General features: G+C 50.2%; 7 protein-coding genes and 1 pseudogene. 6 read left to right on the forward strand and 2 right to left on the reverse strand.

The features are described 5' to 3' along the window. The first annotated feature begins 41 nt into the window (after nucleotides 1-41). From RYZ26_RS19070 to RYZ26_RS19095, 5 genes and pseudogenes are all read left to right on the forward strand, one after another. Nucleotides 42-10322 (forward strand): cadherin-like domain-containing protein, encoded by a 10281-nt coding sequence (locus RYZ26_RS19070; protein WP_317684848.1) that lies wholly within the window; start codon nucleotides 42-44, stop codon nucleotides 10320-10322. 256 nt (nucleotides 10323-10578) lie between these two features. Continuing rightward, a pseudogene (locus RYZ26_RS20015) lies at nucleotides 10579-11519 on the forward strand (IS110 family RNA-guided transposase). A gap of 71 nt (nucleotides 11520-11590) precedes the next feature. Then, nucleotides 11591-12472 (forward strand): serine/threonine protein kinase, encoded by an 882-nt coding sequence (locus tag RYZ26_RS19085; RefSeq protein WP_317684851.1) that lies wholly within the window; start codon nucleotides 11591-11593, stop codon nucleotides 12470-12472. Next, nucleotides 12465-13868, forward strand: coding sequence for a malonyl-CoA decarboxylase (locus RYZ26_RS19090; protein WP_317684852.1), 1404 nt, complete (start codon nucleotides 12465-12467; stop codon nucleotides 13866-13868). The genes RYZ26_RS19085 and RYZ26_RS19090 overlap by 8 nt, the downstream gene beginning before the upstream one ends. 4 nt (nucleotides 13869-13872) lie before the next feature. Continuing rightward, a complete protein-coding gene (locus tag RYZ26_RS19095; RefSeq protein ID WP_317684853.1) occupies nucleotides 13873-14727 on the forward strand; it encodes an isocitrate lyase/PEP mutase family protein in 855 nt (284 codons plus the stop codon). A 90-nt stretch (nucleotides 14728-14817) separates the two neighbouring features. On the opposite strand, the gene RYZ26_RS19100 is transcribed toward RYZ26_RS19095, so the two are convergent. Further along, nucleotides 14818-16446 (reverse strand): cache domain-containing protein, encoded by a 1629-nt coding sequence (locus RYZ26_RS19100; RefSeq protein WP_317684854.1) that lies wholly within the window; start codon nucleotides 16444-16446, stop codon nucleotides 14818-14820. A gap of 418 nt (nucleotides 16447-16864) precedes the next feature. Then, nucleotides 16865-18889: an elongation factor G gene (locus RYZ26_RS19105; protein ID WP_317684855.1), complete on the reverse strand. Its 2025-nt coding sequence runs from the start codon at nucleotides 18887-18889 to the stop codon at nucleotides 16865-16867. 254 nt (nucleotides 18890-19143) lie between these two features. Between RYZ26_RS19105 and RYZ26_RS19110 the strand changes: the two genes are divergently transcribed. Further along, complete coding sequence (locus RYZ26_RS19110; RefSeq protein ID WP_317684856.1) at nucleotides 19144-19428, forward strand: hypothetical protein; 285 nt, start codon at nucleotides 19144-19146, stop codon at nucleotides 19426-19428. Nucleotides 19429-19512 lie beyond the last annotated feature (84 nt).

Genomic DNA, 19512 nt, shown 5'->3' on the forward strand with positions numbered 1-19512 from the left:
ATACCATCACGGATGAAGACGGCCAGACCACCTCTGCCACCGTGGATGTGGATATTGCCGATATCGACAATACATTGGCGGATGACAGTGCAACACTGGCAGAAGACAGCAGCAGAACCATTGATGTGATTGACAATGACACCATCGTTGATGGCGGCACGGTCACAGGCATTACGCAACCCACAAACGGTGTTGCGGTCTTGAATGATGATGGCACAGTGACCTATACGCCAGCTGATGATTATAACGGCACGGACAGCTTTACCTATACGGTTACGGATAACGACGGGGAAACTCAGATTGCCACCGTGAACCTGACGGTCACGCCTGAAAATGACGCCCCTGTCATTGACAGTATCGATCTGGCAGACGGCACAGAATATGCCGAATATACGCTGACAGCGGCTGACCTGCTGGCGGCAGCTTCTGATGTGGATGGCGATACGCTCACTATCACCGATGTGAGCTCAACCGATCCGGATGTATCCATCACCGATAACGGCGATGGCACCTGGACGATTGTGTCTGATGAAGAGGGCGAGCAGCCCATCAACTTCTCTGTCTCTGATGGCACAACGACCACCACAGCCACCACCACCATCGACTTTGCCGATGTGAACAACACGGCAACCGATGATACGGCTTCAACCGATCAGGATCAGGCGGTGACGCTGAACATTGCCGATCTGATCGCCAATGATAACATCATTGATGGCGGCACCATCACCGCAGTAAGCGGGGCCCAAAATGGTACGGTCTCTATCGACACAGATGCCGGCACCATTACCTTCACCCCGGATGCGGGCTATGACGGGGCGGATGCAAGCTTTGTCTATACCATCACGGATGAAGACGGCCAGACCACCTCTGCCACCGTGGATGTGGATATTGCCGATATCGACAACACATTGGCTGATGACAGTGCAACACTGGCGGAAGACAGCAGCAAAACCATCAATGTGATCGATAATGACACCATCGTTGATGGCGGCACGGTCACAGGCATTACGCAACCCACAAACGGTGTTGCGGTCCTGAATGCGGATGGCACAGTGACCTATACGCCAGCTGATGATTATAACGGCACGGACAGCTTTACCTATACGGTCACGGATAATGACGGGGAAACCCAGATTGCCACCGTGAACCTGACGGTGACCCCTGAAAATGACGATCCGGTTGCTGTGGACGATATCTTTACAGGATCGGAAGATCAGCCAATTACCTTTACGGCAGCAGACCTCTTGGGTAACGATACGGACGTTGAAGATGATACGTTGTCTATTGCGCAGATCAATGGTCAGAGCCTGACAAACTTCCCAGAAGAAGGACTGGATGTGGGTAATGGGACCCTGTCTTATGATAGTGAGAGCGCGACCTTTACATTCTCACCAGATCAGGACTGGAGCGGGACGGAGAACCTGACCTACACTGTGACTGACGGTGAAGGCGGCGTTGCGCAAGCCAATATTGGATTGAGCGTTGACGGTGTGGCAGATACGCCTGACCTTGCCGTTTCTATCGTGGAAACAGAGGAAGAAGGTACGTTTGATATCAATATCTCTGCTGCTATTACAGATATTGATAATTCAGAAAGTCTGAGTATCACCATTGAGAACTTCCCGGCTGGGGCAGAGTTCAACATGGGAGAAATTATCGATGGAGCCCTGGTGATCAGTGGTGATGAGATTGATGATCTTGAGAACCTAACCATGACAAATACGGGGGATCCAACGGACTTCAACCTGAATATCACCGCAACAGCGACCGAACCCAATGGGGATCAGGCAACAGCCTCTCTGAGTGCAAGCCCAGAGTTTGATCCAGAGGCAGGTGATGATGAACTGACAGGTACGGAAGATCAGCCGATCACCTTTACGGCTGCTGATCTGCTGTCCAATGACACCGATTTGGATGGCGACACATTGACCATCACAAGCTTCGATCAGCCAGAAAACGGCACGATCGTTGATAACGGTAACGGCACCTTCACCTTCACACCAGATGAGAACTGGAACGGTGAGACTGACTTCACCTACACCATCTCTGACGGCAATGGTGGATCTGACACGGCGACTGTGACCATTGATGTGGCTGGCGTGAACGACGGTCCGGTTGCAGGTGATGATGAACTGACGGGTACGGAAGACCAGCCGATTACCTTTACAGCTGCTGATCTGCTGTCCAATGACACCGATCTTGATGGTGATACACTCACCATTACGTCCTTCGATCAGCCAGAAAACGGCACCATCGTTGATAACGGCAACGGTACCTTCACCTTTACACCGGATGAAAACTGGAACGGTGAGACTGACTTCACTTACACCATCTCTGACGGCAATGGCGGGTCTGACACCGCGACGGTCACCATTGATGTGGCTGGCGTGAACGACGGTCCGGTTGCAGGTGATGATGAAGCCGATACGCTGGAAGACAATGCTGTTGTGATTAATCTGTTGGGGAATGACAGCGATGTTGAAAATGATGCTCTGAATATTACACAGATTGACGGTCAGGATATCTCTGTCGGCGGTAGTGTTGATGTGGGTAATGGTACGGTCACGCTGAATGAAGACGGGACAGTAACCTTTACACCAGATGAACATTATGCCGGTCAAGAGACCTTCGAATATACGGTTTCTGATGGCACAACAACCTCAACAGCTACAGCGACGGTTGATGTGGAAGCGGATGCGGATGCACCGTTGATCAGCATTGATATCGGTGCACCGGAAGCGGTTAGTGACAGTGGCGAGATTGCTGGTGGTTCCGTCAGTGGCGAAGATGTTGGAAACGGTACAGTTGAAGGCGTCACCATTTCCGGGCTTGATTCCCAGGGTAACCCTGCTGCTGTTGAACAAGTGACCAACGGTCACGGCGGTGGCATTGGGGTGGCATCACATACCACAGGTCCAAAAGACCTGTTGGGCTATGACAGTCAGGAAGGTGCGAGTGAAAGCCTGATCTTCGATTTTGATGAAGATGTTTCCAACGTCACCTTTAATGTGGAGCAGTTTGGCGAAGGCGGCACAGGCCAGAATACCAGCTATGAGCAAGGCATCTGGGAAGCTTATGATGATGGCGAATTGGTCGGAACGAGTACGTTTAACGGACTAGACCTGAACAATGCGGATGATACGGCCTCTGTCACGATTGATGGGGTAACGTTTGATCAACTGATTATCAAAGCTGATACAACCATCAATGCAGATGGTTCCACCGCTGCGGGCGATAGCGATTTTGCAATAGATAATCTGGAATTCACTTATGCGGATGCAGAAGGTGAGGTCGCTTATTATGATTATCCGATTGATGTCAGTGCACAGCTTGTTGACCAGGATGGATCAGAAAGCCTGTCTGATGTCACATTGAGCGGTCTTCCTGAGGGTGCTGTCCTGACGCAAAACGGTGTGGAAATCACCATCACGGATGGTACAGCCACCTTGTCTGCTGATAATCTGGATGGCCTGAGCCTGCGGGTACCAGCGGATGCAGAAGACTTTACGATTGATGCGTCGGTGACATCTACGGATAGCAATGGTGATTTCGAAACATCAGTTGCATCTGACAGTGCGGTTGTTCCGGATATTGATATCAATAATGGTCCTGATGCGACGGATGATACGTTGACAGGTTCTGAGGATCAGCCGATCACCTTCACAGCTACTGATCTGTTGTCTAACGACACCGACCTTGATGGCGATACATTGACCATCACATCTTTCGATCAGCCAGAAAACGGCACGATCGTTGATAATGGCAATGGTACCTTCACCTTTACGCCAAATGAAAACTGGAACGGTGAGACTGACTTCACTTACACCATCTCTGACGGCAATGGCGGGTCTGACACCGCGACGGTCACCATTGATGTGGCTGGCGTGAACGACGGTCCGGTTGCAGGTGATGATGAACTCACTGGCACGGAAGATCAGCCGATTACCTTCACAGCTGCTGACCTGTTGTCTAACGACACCGACCTGGATGGTGATACGCTGACGATTACAAGCTTCGATCAACCAGAAAACGGCACCATCGTTGATAATGGCAATGGTACCTTCACCTTTACGCCAAATGAAAACTGGAACGGTGAGACTGACTTCACTTACACCATCTCTGACGGCAATGGCGGGTCTGACACCGCGACGGTCACCATTGATGTGGCTGGCGTGAACGACGGTCCGGTTGCAGGTGATGATGAACTCACTGGCACGGAAGATCAGCCGATTACCTTCACAGCTGCTGACCTGCTGTCTAACGACACTGATCTGGATGGTGATACGCTGACGATTACAAGCTTCGATCAGCCAGAAAACGGCACGATCGTTGATAACGGCAATGGTACCTTCACCTTTACACCGAATGAGAACTGGAACGGTGAGACTGACTTCACTTACACCATCTCTGACGGCAATGGCGGGTCTGACACCGCGACTGTGACCATTGATGTTGCAGGTGTGAATGATGGGCCGGTTGCGAATGATGATACGAATATCGATACAACAGAAGATAATTCGGTTGTTATTGATCTGCTGGCCAATGACACCGATGTCGAAGGTGACAGCCTGAATATCACGCAAATCGCGGGTCAGGATATTGTCGTTGGTGGTTCTGTCGATGTGGGTAACGGGACGGTGACGTTGAATGAAGACGGCACGGTGACCTTTGCACCGGATCAGGATTATTCGGGTACAGAGACCTTTGAATATACGGTTTCTGATGGCACGGACACATCTACGGCAACAGCCACAGTTGATGTTGAAGCGGTTGCAGATGCGCCAATCATCACCATGAGCCTGGGCGAAGGTGAAACCACAACAGTGGGTGGCGATCCGGTGGATGTGACCATCGGGTCTGACAACGTCATGAGCACGGACAGCGGCTTTACAGTAACAGGTCGTTCCATCGTCAATGGGGAGCAGAGCGATGCATCTGCGGACAATGTCGAACTGAAAGACAGCTACCCACAAGGCTTTGGTGTCAGCGGGTCGGCATCCGGTGCGGATGTTGAAATCGGCCATGACGATGCAAGCGGCTTGTCAGAAGAACTGATCGTTGACTTTGACAGCGATGTATCTTCGGTTGATGTCTCCTTTGCCTGGAAACATGCAGGCGAAGATGCAACGTATGAGCTGTTCCAGGACGGCGTAAAAGTGGGCGAAGGTCAGGTTATCGGCGGTAGTGACGGGATTGATCCTGCCGTTACTTTGGCAGCTGAAAACGGTGCTGATTTCGATCAAATCGTCTTTAGCGCGCCAAATAGTGGTGATGACTTCCTGATCCATACGCTTGAATTTGAATCGGTTCAGGGTGGGGAAACTTATACAGACTTCCCACTGGATTTGGCGGTCGCTGAAACCGACATTGACGGTTCGGAAACTCTGTCTGCTGTGACGCTTTCCAATATTCCGGATGGCGCAACCATTCTGGTGGATGGTCAGGAAGTGACGGTGACAGATGGCGTGGCTACATTGGACAGCAGCAACCTTGATAATGTTGTGATCCGCGTTGAAGAAGGTCTGGCTGACTTTAACCTGGATGCTTCTGTCACATCGACAGAGCCTAACGGCAGCTTTGCAACGTCCAATACGTCCATCTTTGTGGATGTACCGGATGTGGTGAACACGGGGCCGGATGCGAACAATGATGAACTGACGGGTACTGAAGATCAACCGATCACCTTTACTGCAGCTGACCTGCTGGGTAACGATACGGATGTGGATGGCGATACACTGACCATTACAGCGTTTGATCAGCCTGAAAATGGCAGCATCGTTGATAACGGCAACGGCACTTATACCTTTATGCCGGATGCGAACTGGAATGGCGATACAGACTTTACTTATACTGTCTCTGATGGTGAAGGCGGGTCTGATACGGCCACTGTTTCCATCTCGGTTGACGGTGTGAATGATGGTCCAGTTGCCAATGATGATAGCGATATCGACACTACCGAAGATAACAGCATTGTCATTGACCTTGTTGCCAATGACACTGACCTTGAAGGTGATAGCCTGAGCGTGACACAAATCGCGGGTCAGAATATTGCTGTTGGCGGTTCGGTTGATGTGGGTAATGGCACAGTGACGTTGAACGAAGATGGCACCGTGACCTTTGCACCGGATCAGGATTATTCTGGTACAGAAACCTTCGAATATACGGTTTCTGACGGTACTGATACGGCTACCGCCACAGCCACTGTGGATGTGGAAGCTGTTGCAGACGCACCAACCATTACGATGGAACTGGGTGAAGCTTCAACTGTGACAGTTGATGGTGAACCGGGTGCGTCCACAACTCTGTTCACCACAACATTCGGTGATGCAAGTCAGAGTTTCTCAACAGATGATGTTGATGGTTGGAGCACGACATCCGATGCGATTGAGATTTGGGATAATCAGAACGGTCCTTCCGGCGATGGCACCTACATCGAACTGAATGATGATCTGAATGATCACTTCCCGGATGCGGTCAGCATTAACCGTTCCATTGATACCGAAGACGGTGCGACTTACAGCTTCGACTTCGATTATTCCGGTCGTCCTGGTTATGATGAAACGGTCAATCATATCGAAATCCGTGTGAACGGCGAGACGGTTGCAACATTCAGTCATGACAACGAAAACGGTTCTGACAATGACTGGCAGGATGGTTCATTTGAATTCACCGGGAATGGTGAGCCAATGACTGTTCAATTCATCTCTGTTGGGGATGCGCAGGATCAGGGTCGCGGTATGTATATCGATAACATCGAAGCGGTGGAAACACTGCCGGATGAACAGGATGTATTTGTCGAATTCCCACTGGATCTAAGCGTTGCGGAAACTGACATTGATGGTTCGGAAACATTGTCTGACGTTACGTTGACAGGTATTCCGGAAGGTGCCGTGATCCTGGTTGATGGTCAGGAAGTAACGGTGACAAACAACACTGCAACGCTGGACAGCAGCAATCTGGATAACGTTGTGATCCGTGTGGAAGAAGGCGCGAGCGACTTTAACCTGACAGCTTCAGTCACATCGACGGAGCCAAATGAAAGTGCGGCGACTTCACAAACCAGTATTACGGTCGAAGTTCCTGAACAAAATGAAGGCCCTGTTGGCGTTGATGACACAGCCGATACAACTGAAGACAACAGCGTTGTGATTGATCTGGTTGCCAACGATACCGACCTTGATGGTGATAGCCTGACGGTAACACAGATCGATGGTCAGGATATCGTTGCGGGCGGATCGGTCGATGTTGGCAACGGGACGGTGACGTTGAATGAAGACGGCACGGTGACCTTTGCACCGGATGCGGATTACGCTGGTTCCGAAAGCTTTGAATATACGCTTTCAGATGGCACTGATACAGCTACGGCAACGGCAACAGTGGATATTGAAGCCGTTGCAGATGCACCAAGCCTGAGCCTGTCTCTGGGTGATGGTGAAGCGGTTACTGTAGAAGGCAATGGCGGTGCAAGCGGCACCATTGATGTCAATAACTATGACAGCACAGATGGTGTTAGCGTCACAGGGTATGATTGGAATTGGGTATCTGGTGACAGTTCTGGCGGCAAGGGCGATAGCTCCGGTGGATATTGGACAGAAGTTGAAACTGCGGCCAATGTTGCAGAAACAGGCGGCGGTCTGGGTGTCGATGGTCATGATGGTGATGATAATATCAATGATGCAGAAAAACTGATCTTCTCCTTCGATGAAGATATGGCTTCTGTCACTGTTGAGTTTGACTCATTTGATGACCATGAAAATGCTTCTTACGAATTGTACCAGGATGGTCAACTTGTCGGGACCGGTACATTCGATGGTAGTGACCAGGGTGACGATACCTTTACGTTTACAGCAAGCGATGGTCAGAGCTTTGATCAGTTCGTTGTTGTGGGTGAGGAGTGTTCCAGCTTCCATATTGATGCGGTGAACTACACCGCAGCTGGTAGCGACGATGTGACCTATATGGAATATCCGGTCAACCTGTCTGCGGCTGAAACCGATGTGGATGGATCAGAAACACTGTCTGGCATTACATTGTCCGGCATTGATGACGGGGCTGTCCTGTTGGTTGACGGTGTTGCCGTTGATGTAACCGACGGGTCTGCCCTGATCGCGCTGGGTGATATCGATAGTGTCAGCATCCGTGTTCCAGAAGGTGGCGATGACTTTAACCTGAGTGCGGCTGTGACTTCCACAGACGGCACAAGCACAGCAACATCTGATGCGACAATTCTGGTTGAAGCGCCAACACCAAATACTGGTCCGGTTGCAACAGACGACAGTCTGGATGCGACAGAAGATACGGCTGAAACATTCGATCTGATTGCAAACGATACGGATGCAGATGGCGACAGCTTAAGCATCGTTCAGATCGCAGGTCAGGATGTCGCAGTGGGTGATACGGTTGATGTCGGTAACGGCACCGTGACCCTGAACGAAGACGGTTCAATCAACTTCATGCCGGATGAAAACTTCTCTGGTGAGGTTTCATTTGAATATACCGTTTCCGACGGTAACGGCGGCACCGATACAGGTACGGCTTCCATTGATGTGGAAGGTGTGGCTGATGGGGCGCAGGTCACGGTGGATATCGGCGACGGCGAAGTCATTGATATCAACGAACAGGGTGACAGCGGCACCATCACGGGCGATAACTGGGACAGCACAACAGGCGTTTCCATCACGGCTTACGATGAAGGTGGCACAAGCACCAGCAACGTACGCACCGGTGGCAGCTCTGGTGGTCGTTGGATCGGTGTTGAAAGCGGCAGTGGCAACAAAGGTATTCAGAATGGCGAACAGCTGATTGTTTCCTTCGATGAAGATATCGCCGATGTCACCATCGACTTCGCAAGCCTGGGCAGCAACGATCACGGTTACTACACGCTTTACAGTGACGGTGTGGCCGTTGGGTCCGGCAGCTTCGATGGTGACGACGATACCCTGAGCCTGTCCGGCAATAATGGCGCCAGCTTCGATCAGATTGTGATCGAAGGTGAATGTGACAAGTTCAAGATCAACAGCATTGACTTCAACGAAGTGGGTGAAAGCTCCAGCGTTGTGGAATATCCGGTTACATTTGCGGTCACCATGGGCGATGCGGATGAAAGCCTGATCAATGATGCGCTTAGTGTTGATCTGTCCAACGTTCCGGCTGGTTCGGAACTGGTGATTGGTGATGCAACGGTTACAGTTGCTTCTGATGGCACCGTCAGCGTGACAAGCGGTGATGATGTCAGCGTCAGCGGAACAACATTGAGTATCCCAAGTGCGACATTGGGCGATGGTTTGAGCGTTGCAGGCACCATCACAGTACCAACTGATGATGACGGCAACCATGATGTCTTTGATCTGAGCGCAACCGCACAAACTGTGGACGGCACGGATACAAGTGCAGCCTCCAGCGGTACCGACTATGTTGGTGATGCAGGTGATGCGGTTGTTGAAGGTGTGGATAACGCCGATTACACCGCCTTTGACGAAGCTGTATCCGATCTGGGGACTTATACCGAGGTCAATGGCACATCCGGTGACGACACCCTGACACCAGATTCAGATGCTTGGCAGACTGATGGTCGTGAAGTTTATCAGGGCGGTGAAGGTGATGACGTTGTCGGCACCAGCAGCAGCTGGGGCAACGATGTTATGTCCGGTGGCACTGGTGATGATACGCTGACAGGTGGTTCGCAAGATGACATCCTTTATGGGGATGACGGGAACAATCTGGATGCGACCAGTGATGCAGGTACCAGCGATGGCAAGGACACCTTGATGTCAGAATCCGGTAATGACCAGCTTTATGGTGAAGGTGGGGATGACTATCTTGATGGTGGTTCCAACGATGACCTGCTGGTTGGTGGTTCCGGTGATGACCAGCTTTATGGTCAATCCGGTGATGATACGCTGCATGGCGGTTCCGGTAACGACACGCTGGATGGTGGATCAAATGATGATTACCTCCATGGTGGCTCCGGTAACGACACCATCGAAGGCCAGAGCGGTGCAGACGTTATCGTCGGCGGCAGCGGCAACGATGTTATGAACGGTGGGGCAGGCGAAGACCTGTTCATCTTCAACGCAACGGCTGATGCAGGTACATCCGGGAATGACTGGGTCGATGGCGGTAGCGACTTCGATACCATCCAGCTGAACGGTTCGGAAGGCTGGACACTGACCATTACCAACGACGATGGATCGCAGGATGTTGTCACATCTCAAACTGCACAGATGGACGAATACAGCGATGCTTCCGGTCTTACTGGCCAAATCGATTTCGACGATGGTTCTACGGTCATCTTCGAAGGTGTCGAAAAAGTCGAGTGGTAAGTTACAAGTCACTGTTAACAAAGAAGGTCGCTGGTGAAAATCAGTGGCCTTATACATTAAGAGGCAGAAAGATTTGTTATGATCTTTCTGCCTCTTTTCTTTTGTAATGGGGGATATATCCCCCATTACAATGACGGAAGCTGTTTATGGGGCCCAGGATTGCAACATCGGTAAAAAAGCTCAACACTTCCGTCCCTTGAGGCTTAGTCGAACCGCTGATGGGGCTTTTACGCTCGAGTATAAGGATGACGAAGCCATGACCCAGAATACTCGATTTGTCGGCATTGATATATCCAAATCCAAACTGGATGTCTGTATCTTGCCAGATCGCATTTACCTTACCTATGAAAATACTGTTTCCGGGATAGAAGATTGTCTGCGTACCCTGCAGATCCGCCAGCCCATTGAACGGATTATTCTGGAAGCAACAGGAGGATATGAAAAACGTATCCTTAAACAGTTGCAACAAGCTGAGTCTCCTGTTTGCCGTATCAACGCATTACAGGTGCGTCATTTTGCGAAAGCATCGGGATTGTTGGCAAAAACGGATAAAATTGATGCTTTTGTTTTAGCTGATTATGGCATGAGAATGCCTTGTGATATAACGCCGGAACTCAGTGAAACACAGCAAAGACTGATTGACTTGGTTGCGCGCTACAGGCAGCTCAAAGGCATGATTGCTCAGGAAAAAATCGCTTAGACAAACAGGTGGAAACGACACGGCCTTTGATTGAGGAAACACTGACTTTCTTCAGTAAGCAAGAAAAACATTTACGTCAGGAGATGGAAAAATGTATTGGAATGGACAGCGCCTTGTATGCCGCCTTTCATGTTCTGAAGTCATTGAAAGGCATAGGTTTTATAACCGCCTGTATTTTACTTGCTGAATTGCCAGAATTGGGACGATTGGAAAAAGGGAAAATCGCCAAATTGGTTGGCGTAGCGCCAATCAACAGGGATAGTGGCACCTTACGCGGCAAGAGGATGATTAAAGGAGGGCGCAAAACTGTCCGCAATGCTCTCTATATCGCGGCTCTACCTGCCATCCTCTTCGATCCAATCATGAGGGCCTTTTATGACAGGCTGAAAGAAAAGGGAAAACCGGGAAAAGTCGCCCTAGTTGCTGTTATGAAAAAAATGCTGATTATCTTAAATGCGAGAATGAAAGAACATTATGTAGCGGCGCTTGACAATTAACACCGCTGCTTTTTTATTGTTTTTTATTTGCGGGGCGGGCCTAAATTTGTTCTTCTGTCTGCATGAGAGAGATGCCAAAAGCTGCCTATGAAAAAATAGGAAAATTCGCGGTCAAACGGATCATCCGTTCGACAGGAAGTTCGGATCTATATGAATGTTATGATCCGGACCTTGAAACAAAAGTCGCGGTCAAAGTTTTTAATCCAAAAAAGCGCCTTTTGGATGCGTTGCCCTATGATACGGAAAACTGGCGCAAGCGATTTATGCGTGAAGTTCGCATCTTGGCAAAGATTGATCACCCCCACGTGATTTCGGTACGTGAACTTAATTATATTGAGGATAAGCCATTTTATGTGATGCCTTTTGTGGATACTTGCTTGCTTTATGAAATTGGCAAGGATCCTGGCATTGGTGGATATGCACCGGAACTGGGCGAAGTTCCCGAAGCACGAAAGCTAAGCGTTCTGCGATCCGTTGAAGTGATGTTCCAGCTGGGCAGTGCCTTGTCTGCCTTTCATGGGCGCGGCATGGTGCACCGTGATATCAAACCGGGCAATGTGCTGCTGACAAAATTGAATACGGGTCTTGTCAAACTGTGTGACCCCGGCTTGATGAAGGCACCGGAAAGTGAAGAATCCATGTCGGGTTATTGGGTGGGGACCGAAGAATATCTGGCACCTGAACAACGCCGCAGCGCAACGGATGTAGATGCGCGCGCGGATGTCTATGGTGTGGGGGTATTGGGTTATCGCATGATCACTGGGGATTTACCTACTGGCGTTTTGTCGGGTCCAAAAGAAGATGTTGCCGACGTGCCGGATGATTTGAACGATTTGATGATGCGGATGATGTCGCGTAAATTGAAACGTCGTCCCAAAGATGCATTGGAATTCCTGCGTGAACTTGCTCCGATCCGGGCGCGCTTAAGAAGAATTGGAATGAGAAATGGCTGATTTACTGGAAAAAATCAAAAGCTGGACCTTCCCCTGGAAAGAAATTGCAACGGGCGGAGAAAGTGACAGCTTGTCTGACCTGGACGAGGAACTGCCGGATAGTCAGATAGACCAGGTTCGCCGCCAGATGAAGGCGTGTCTGGAAGCAAAAGGGGGGGAGGTTTCTGCGCGCGCGCGGGCAGCCGCCCTTGGTCAGGCTTATCTGGATTTAAACGAAATTGGACGTGCTCGCTTTATCGGGATCATGGCAGATGATTTTGGAACCGATCGCGAAACGGTGGCTCAGGCTATTGCCGATTTTCAGACAGCAGGCGATGAGCTTACCAAACAGGGGCATGAAATTGAATTGCGCCGTGCATTGGAACCTGCACGCATGCGCTTGTTGCGTCAATTTAACGCGCTGCCCCAGGGGGTGAAATTTCTGGTCGATCTGCGTGCAGATTTGATGAAGATGGCACGCAAGGACAGCCGCTTGAAAGTGGTGGAACGTGACCTTAAGGATGTGCTGATTTCCTGGTTTGATGTCGGCTTTCTGGAACTGCGCCGCCTGACCTGGGACAGCCCGGCCTCCATCCTTGAAAAGATAGCGGAATATGAAGCTGTCCATTCTATCAAAAGCTGGAACGATCTGAAAAACAGGCTGGAACGTGACCGTCGTCTCTTTGCCTTTTTCCATCCCAATATGCCGGATGAACCGTTGATCTTTGTAGAAGTCGCGCTGGTCAATGGCATGGCGGATAGTGTGCAGGAACTGCTGGATGAAGACGCACCCTTGCAGGACCCATACGAAGCCGACACAGCCATTTTCTATTCCATTTCCAACGCGCAGGCAGGTCTTGCCGGGATCAGTTTTGGCAACTTCCTGATCAAGAATGTGGTGCGCAACCTGTCCAATGATCTGCCGAACCTGAAGACCTTTGCCACGCTGTCACCCATCCCGGGCTTTAGAAAATGGCTGGACCAAACCCTGGCAGAAGGCGACAGCAATCTGATCAATCCGGGGGAGCGCGAAGCCTTGAAAAAAGCCAGTGGGCAGAAAGGCGCAAAGGGGGGGCTGAAATATCTGCTGGAAACATCGGATTGGAAAGATGTTCAACAGGCCCATGATGCCATGAAAGACCCGCTGATGCGTCTCTGTGCGCGTTATCTGACCGAGGCCAAGCGCAAAGGCACGCGCACGCTGGACCCGGTCGCGCATTTTCACCTCAGTAACGGATCACGTATGGAACGGATCAACTGGCTGGGGGATATTTCATCCAAAGGGATGGGGCAATCGGCTGGTATGATGATCAATTATCTTTATAAGCTTAAGGATATTGAGAAAAACCACGAAAGCTATAGCACCAGCGGCAAGATCACCATGTCGTCACAGGTGAAAGCACTGAAAAAAGGATAAGGGCGTGAGCGCTGCAACCAAACTACGCGACCTGCTGGCAAGTAACCAGTTTCTGATGATGCCCTGCTGCTTTGACGGTATGAGCGCACGGCTGGTGGAACGTGCAGGCTACCCTCTGACCTTCATGAGCGGCTTTTCTGTTTCTGCAGCACGTAATGCCATGCCGGATACTGGCTTGCTGTCTTATGGTGAAATGGTCGATCAGGGTCGATCCATCTGTCAGGCCACTAACTTGCCTGTCATTGGCGATGGGGATACGGGTTATGGTAATGCGTTGAACGTTAAGCGCACGGTGGCAGGATATGCCCAAGCTTGCTTTGCAGGCATTATGATTGAAGACCAGTTATCGCCCAAACGCTGTGGGCACACCAAGGGAAAATCTGTTGTCGGGTTTGACGAAGCCTGCATGCGTATTCAGGCCGCCGTTGACGCGCGTAATGAAGGGGCCGATATTCTGATTATGGCCCGAACGGACGCACGTGAAAGTCTGGGGATGGGCGACGCTATCAAACGCATGAAGGCCTTTGAAGAAATCGGCGCAGATATCCTGTTCTTGGAAGCTCCGCAATCGGCAGACGAAATGAAGCAGTTCTGTACTGAAATTAAAGGCCCCAAGATGGCCAATATGGTGGAGCAGGGAAAAACACCCGTCCTGCCCCCGGCAGAATTGCAGGCCATGGGCTATAAAATAGCGGCGTATCCGCTGACCCTGATGCTCTCTGCCTTAAAAGCCATGGAAACTGCGCTGGAAGAATTAAAGGGCGGGGCGCAACCCTCTGGTCTGGCAAGTTTCCAGCATTTGCAGGATGTGATCGGCTTTTCTGAATATTATGAAGCTGAAGAGCGTTATAAAACTTAACTCATTGTCATCCCCGTGAAAACGGGGACCCAGATTGCCTTGCGACTTTCTGGATCCCCAATCAAGTTGAGGACGACGATTTGCAGATTTCTACTGATGCGCTTTGGCGCGCATGTCATTGATCAGGTTTTCCATGGTGCTGCTGTCCAGATTGTTGGAGCTCTGCATCAAACTGTCACTGGCAGATTTTACATCATTGGCAGAGGCCATGGTCTGTTGTGCATCATCAGACACGGCAGAGATATGGCTGGAAATTTCCTGTGTACCACGCGAGGCATCATGCACATCATTAATGGTGCGTGAAATCCCCTGAATGGCGTTTACCGCCCGACCAGTTTCGCCCTGGATCGTTGCGATTTGCTGGGAGACTTCATCCGTTGCCTTGGCGGTCTGGTTGGCAAGGTTTTTAACCTCACTTGCCACAACCGCAAAACCTTTGCCGGCTTCGCCTGCACGTGCAGCCTCAATGGTGGCGTTCAGCGCCAAAAGGTTGGTTTGTTCAGCGATATCCTGGATCATGCTGACCACTTCGCCGATTTTACCTGCTGCGCCGCTCAAGCCCTGAATAACCTCGTTGGTTTCTTCGGCTTCGTTGGCTGCGGCTTGCGCTGTCTGGTTGGTATGTTCCACCTGACGACCGATTTCGCTACTGGACGAATTCAACTGGTCTGCCGCCGCCGCAACTGTTTGAACGTTGGAGGATGTCTGATCCGAGATGGTGGAAACCGAGGCACTTTGTTGTGTGGTCTGACTGGCATTGGAGCGCATGGCATCAGCAGACTCACCTAAGGTACCGACGACACCGGACATTTCATCCATGGCACCGCGCATGCGTGATTGCAATTCATCAGCCAGGTCAAGTAGGCTCTGTTTACGCTCTTCTGCCGCCTGCTCGCGGTTTTTGTCGCGGGCCTTTTTCATCTCATTGGCTTCTATGGCATTTTGTTTGAAGACTTCAACAGCCTTTGCCATTTCCCCGATTTCATCGACGCGACCGACACAGGTGACTTCCACATCCAGTTTGCCATCTGCAAGGTCATGCATCTGGCTGGATAGATTATTCAACCCGAAAGACAGGCTTCTGGCAACCAGAGACGAAAGTCCGCCTGCAATTAACAGGGCAATCCCGACCAGAATGGCAAATTTGGTGAATTCAGACCAAAAGGCGGCATCGACGTCATCAAGGTAAAGGCCTGTGCCAACAATCCATTCCCATTCAGGTGTCAGTTTGACGTAAGAAATTTTTTCCACAGGGTTATCATGACCTGCTTTGGGCCAGAGGTAATCCACAAAACCACCATCAGGATTGGCACGCACCACCTTGGTAAATTCAGAAAAAAACATCTTGCCGTTTTTATCTTCAAGCTCACTGAGGTTCTTGCCTTCCAGACTTGGTTTGACCGCATGCATCAGCATGATTTGCTTGGTGTCGTTGATCCAGAAATATTCGGTTTTGTCATACCGGATATTGCGGATGGTTTCCTTGGCGAGGCCTTGGGCCTGTTCCAGCGGCAGGGCACCGGATTTGGCCTGATCCTCGTAGAAACGGATGACGCTATGAGCTTCTTCGACCAAGCTGCGGACTTTGTCCTGCCGATTTTCAAGAAGCGTCTGATTGAGGTTGGTTGCCGCAACCCCGGCAACACCAATTAGTGCAATAATAAAGAGAATTGCAGGTAGCCAGATTTTGGCAGAAATTTTTAATCGATCTACAAACATTATTTTTTCCCCGACTTGTTTAAAGTCCTACCCTTTTCGGGCTTTTATTGATATTCCCCTGTTCCAGTAAGTATATGTTATCTGAAACGATAAGGGTAACTAAATACAAAGAGCTTATGTTTTATATGGTCTTTCGTTTTGCCCTTTGCGGTCCCTAAATGAATCTAAAGGAAAATAAATTCTTTTAATTCAATTAGTTATTAAGAATTTTTTATTGATTTTTGTTTTTTGGTAGTTTTATCTTCCCCTCGTTTATGTAACGTTTTAAGAGATTTTGGAGGTGACCAATGGCACTATTGGGATAGATGCAGTGCAAAAACGTTTATTTCTTCTCTCGATTCGAAATCCCCGGTTGATTTTTGATCGCCATCCAAAGGCAGTTATATTGGGGCTTGACACACCAAGGCCTTGATTTTGATTAAGCTGTGGCAACTCTGGCCCGGTCTTCCACAACTTTATCGGCTTGCTTTCCTGTTAGCTCCTGTAAATGGTCGAAAGATTGGGTGAAGAACCCGATCCCTTGGGTTAAAGAACGAAGTTCCAGAATCAGATCATGCAGTTCGGATTGTGGGATCATGGCGCTGACATCTTCCCAGGCTTTCCATCCTTCTTTTGGGGCGAATCCCAATATCTGGCCGCGTCGGCTGGTGATCAGGCGCTGGATTTTCGATGTATAGGCGTTGGGCACACATAAGGTGACGGTATAGATCGGTTCCAGCAGAACCGGGGAACATTGTGGCATGCCTTCACGCATGGCTGCTTGTGCCGCTTTTTTGAACGACATTTCCGAACTGTCCACCGCATGATAGCCACCATCGTTCAAGACCACACTGATATCTACAACCGGGAAGCCCAGGGGGCCTTGTTGCATATATTCGACCACACCGCGTTCAACGGCCGGGATATATTGCTTGGGCACAACCCCGCCAGTGATGGTGTCATCGAAGGAAAAGCCTGTGCCGCGTGGCAGGGGCTTGATCTCAATATGGACATCGCCAAATTCCCCATGACCGCCGCTTTGTTTGCGGTGCCGGGCATGTTGATGAATGGGTTTTCGGATGCTTTCGCGGTACGCCACACGTGGCTGGTCCGCATTGACGTCAAGGCCGAAGCGATCCTTCATCTTTTCGATGGCGATTTTTAAATGCATGTCCCCCTGACCCAACAGCAAAAGCTGATTGGTCGTTTGATCTTGTTCGATCCGTAATGAAGGGTCTTCATCTTGGAGCTTTTGAAGGGCAGCGGTCAGTTTGACTTCGTCATCGCGGTGAACCGCAGTGATGGATTTGCCATACATTGCAGGCAATGTATCGGGCCAGAAATTGGTTTTATGTTTGCCATCTGTAGTCAGGGTCTGTCCGATAGTGGTGTGATCCAGCCGTCCAAGTGCCACAACTTGTCCGGTGGTGGCGCTTATCAGTTTTTCATGATCAGCCCCCATGATTTTCTGAATGCCGGAGATACGTTCCCCATTTAATTGTGCCCCATCTTTGATTTCACCTGACCAGACGCGCACATAGGACATTTTGCCTGCATGTGTGGTGTGGACGCATTTAAAGACCTGGGCCAATCCTTCAGCGTCTTTAATCCCCAGGCGATCACGGGTTTCTTCGACTTCCGGGCTATCGTGGCGCAGTGCCTTTAACAGACGAGTAATGCCACCGCGATGTTCGCAGGATCCGAAGAACACAGGCACGATGCGGTCATCGGCAATGTCTTTCTGGATATTGTCGTAAATCTCATCCTTGGGTGGTTCCACATCTTCCAGAATTTCTTCTAGCAGATGATCATCGAAATCGGCCAGTGCTTCCAGCAATTCACCGCGCGCGGATTGTTCCTGTTCAATCTGCGTTTCAGGCATGGAGATGAGTTCTGATCGTTCCCCATCGCGCCATTTGTAGGCTTTTTCGGATACCAGATCGATATAGCCTGTGATCTCGCGCCCATCGCGGATAGGGATTTCACGTAAAATCAAAGGGCGTTCACTGACATCCTGCAAGGCGCCAATAACGTTGGAGACACTGGCTTCGGGTTGATCCATCTTGTTGATGAAAATCATATGCGGGATGTTTTGTTCATCCAGAAATTTCATGATCGGGGCGATCAGGATGGCCTTTTCAGGCGATGGTTCACAGACCACAATGGCGATATCGCACACCATCAGGGCATTCAGTGTATCCTGCATAAATTCGACGGAACCGGGACAGTCGATAAAGGTCCATTCTTCATCCAGATAGGTGGTTGTTGCCAAGCTGATTTGGGTGGACATGTTGTGGGCGCGGGCTTCCGGGTTGGCATCCGCAACAGTATTGCCCTGATTGACATTACCTTTTCGATGAATGGCTCCTGTGGTGAAGAGAAATTCTTCCAAAAGGCTTGTTTTGCCGCTGAGATATGCGCCGACGATGGCGCAGCAGCGCGGCTTAGAGTGTGGTTTTGACACGGTATATTCCCTCCCAAAGATGCGAAGGCCGCGTCCGAACAATGATCCTGAAACAGGGGCACAGGGCGCGTGCCTTTATTTGTTCTTTCTTCACTATACAGGCTACTCCTAAATCCCTAAAAAGTGAAGGTTATTCATGGGATAGGAGCTTTGCAAAAAATGCAAAGCCTTGCGTCGATCCGGGCTTTGTTTCACACTGTCGATATGACTGTTCAATCCCGTATAGAACGCTTTTGAAAAGTGAAATCCAAACCATGAACCGCCTGAGCGGTGGCTGCGTTGGTGATGTCAGTGCTGTTGCACTGGATGATGGTCGCAGGCTTGTCATAAAATCTGGTGATGGCGATGCAGGTCTTGATATCGAAGGGCGCATGCTGCGCTATCTCGGGGATCATTCAGACCTGGCAGTCCCGAACGTCATTCATGCAGATGCCGATCTGTTGATCATGGAAAAATTCCCGAATGATGGTCGGATCAACAGCGTTACTGAACAACAGGCAGCGAGAGAGATTGCTGCCCTTCATCAAGTGACATGGTAATACCCCCATTTTTAGGGGGCTTCAGAAGTAGACAGTTATGCAGCCCTTTGGATTGACTGCAGCAATTTCTGTTTTGGCGTTATG

Source organism: Terasakiella sediminum (genome assembly GCF_033100395.1).
In the GTDB taxonomy this organism is placed as follows: Bacteria; Pseudomonadota; Alphaproteobacteria; order Rhodospirillales; family Terasakiellaceae; genus Terasakiella.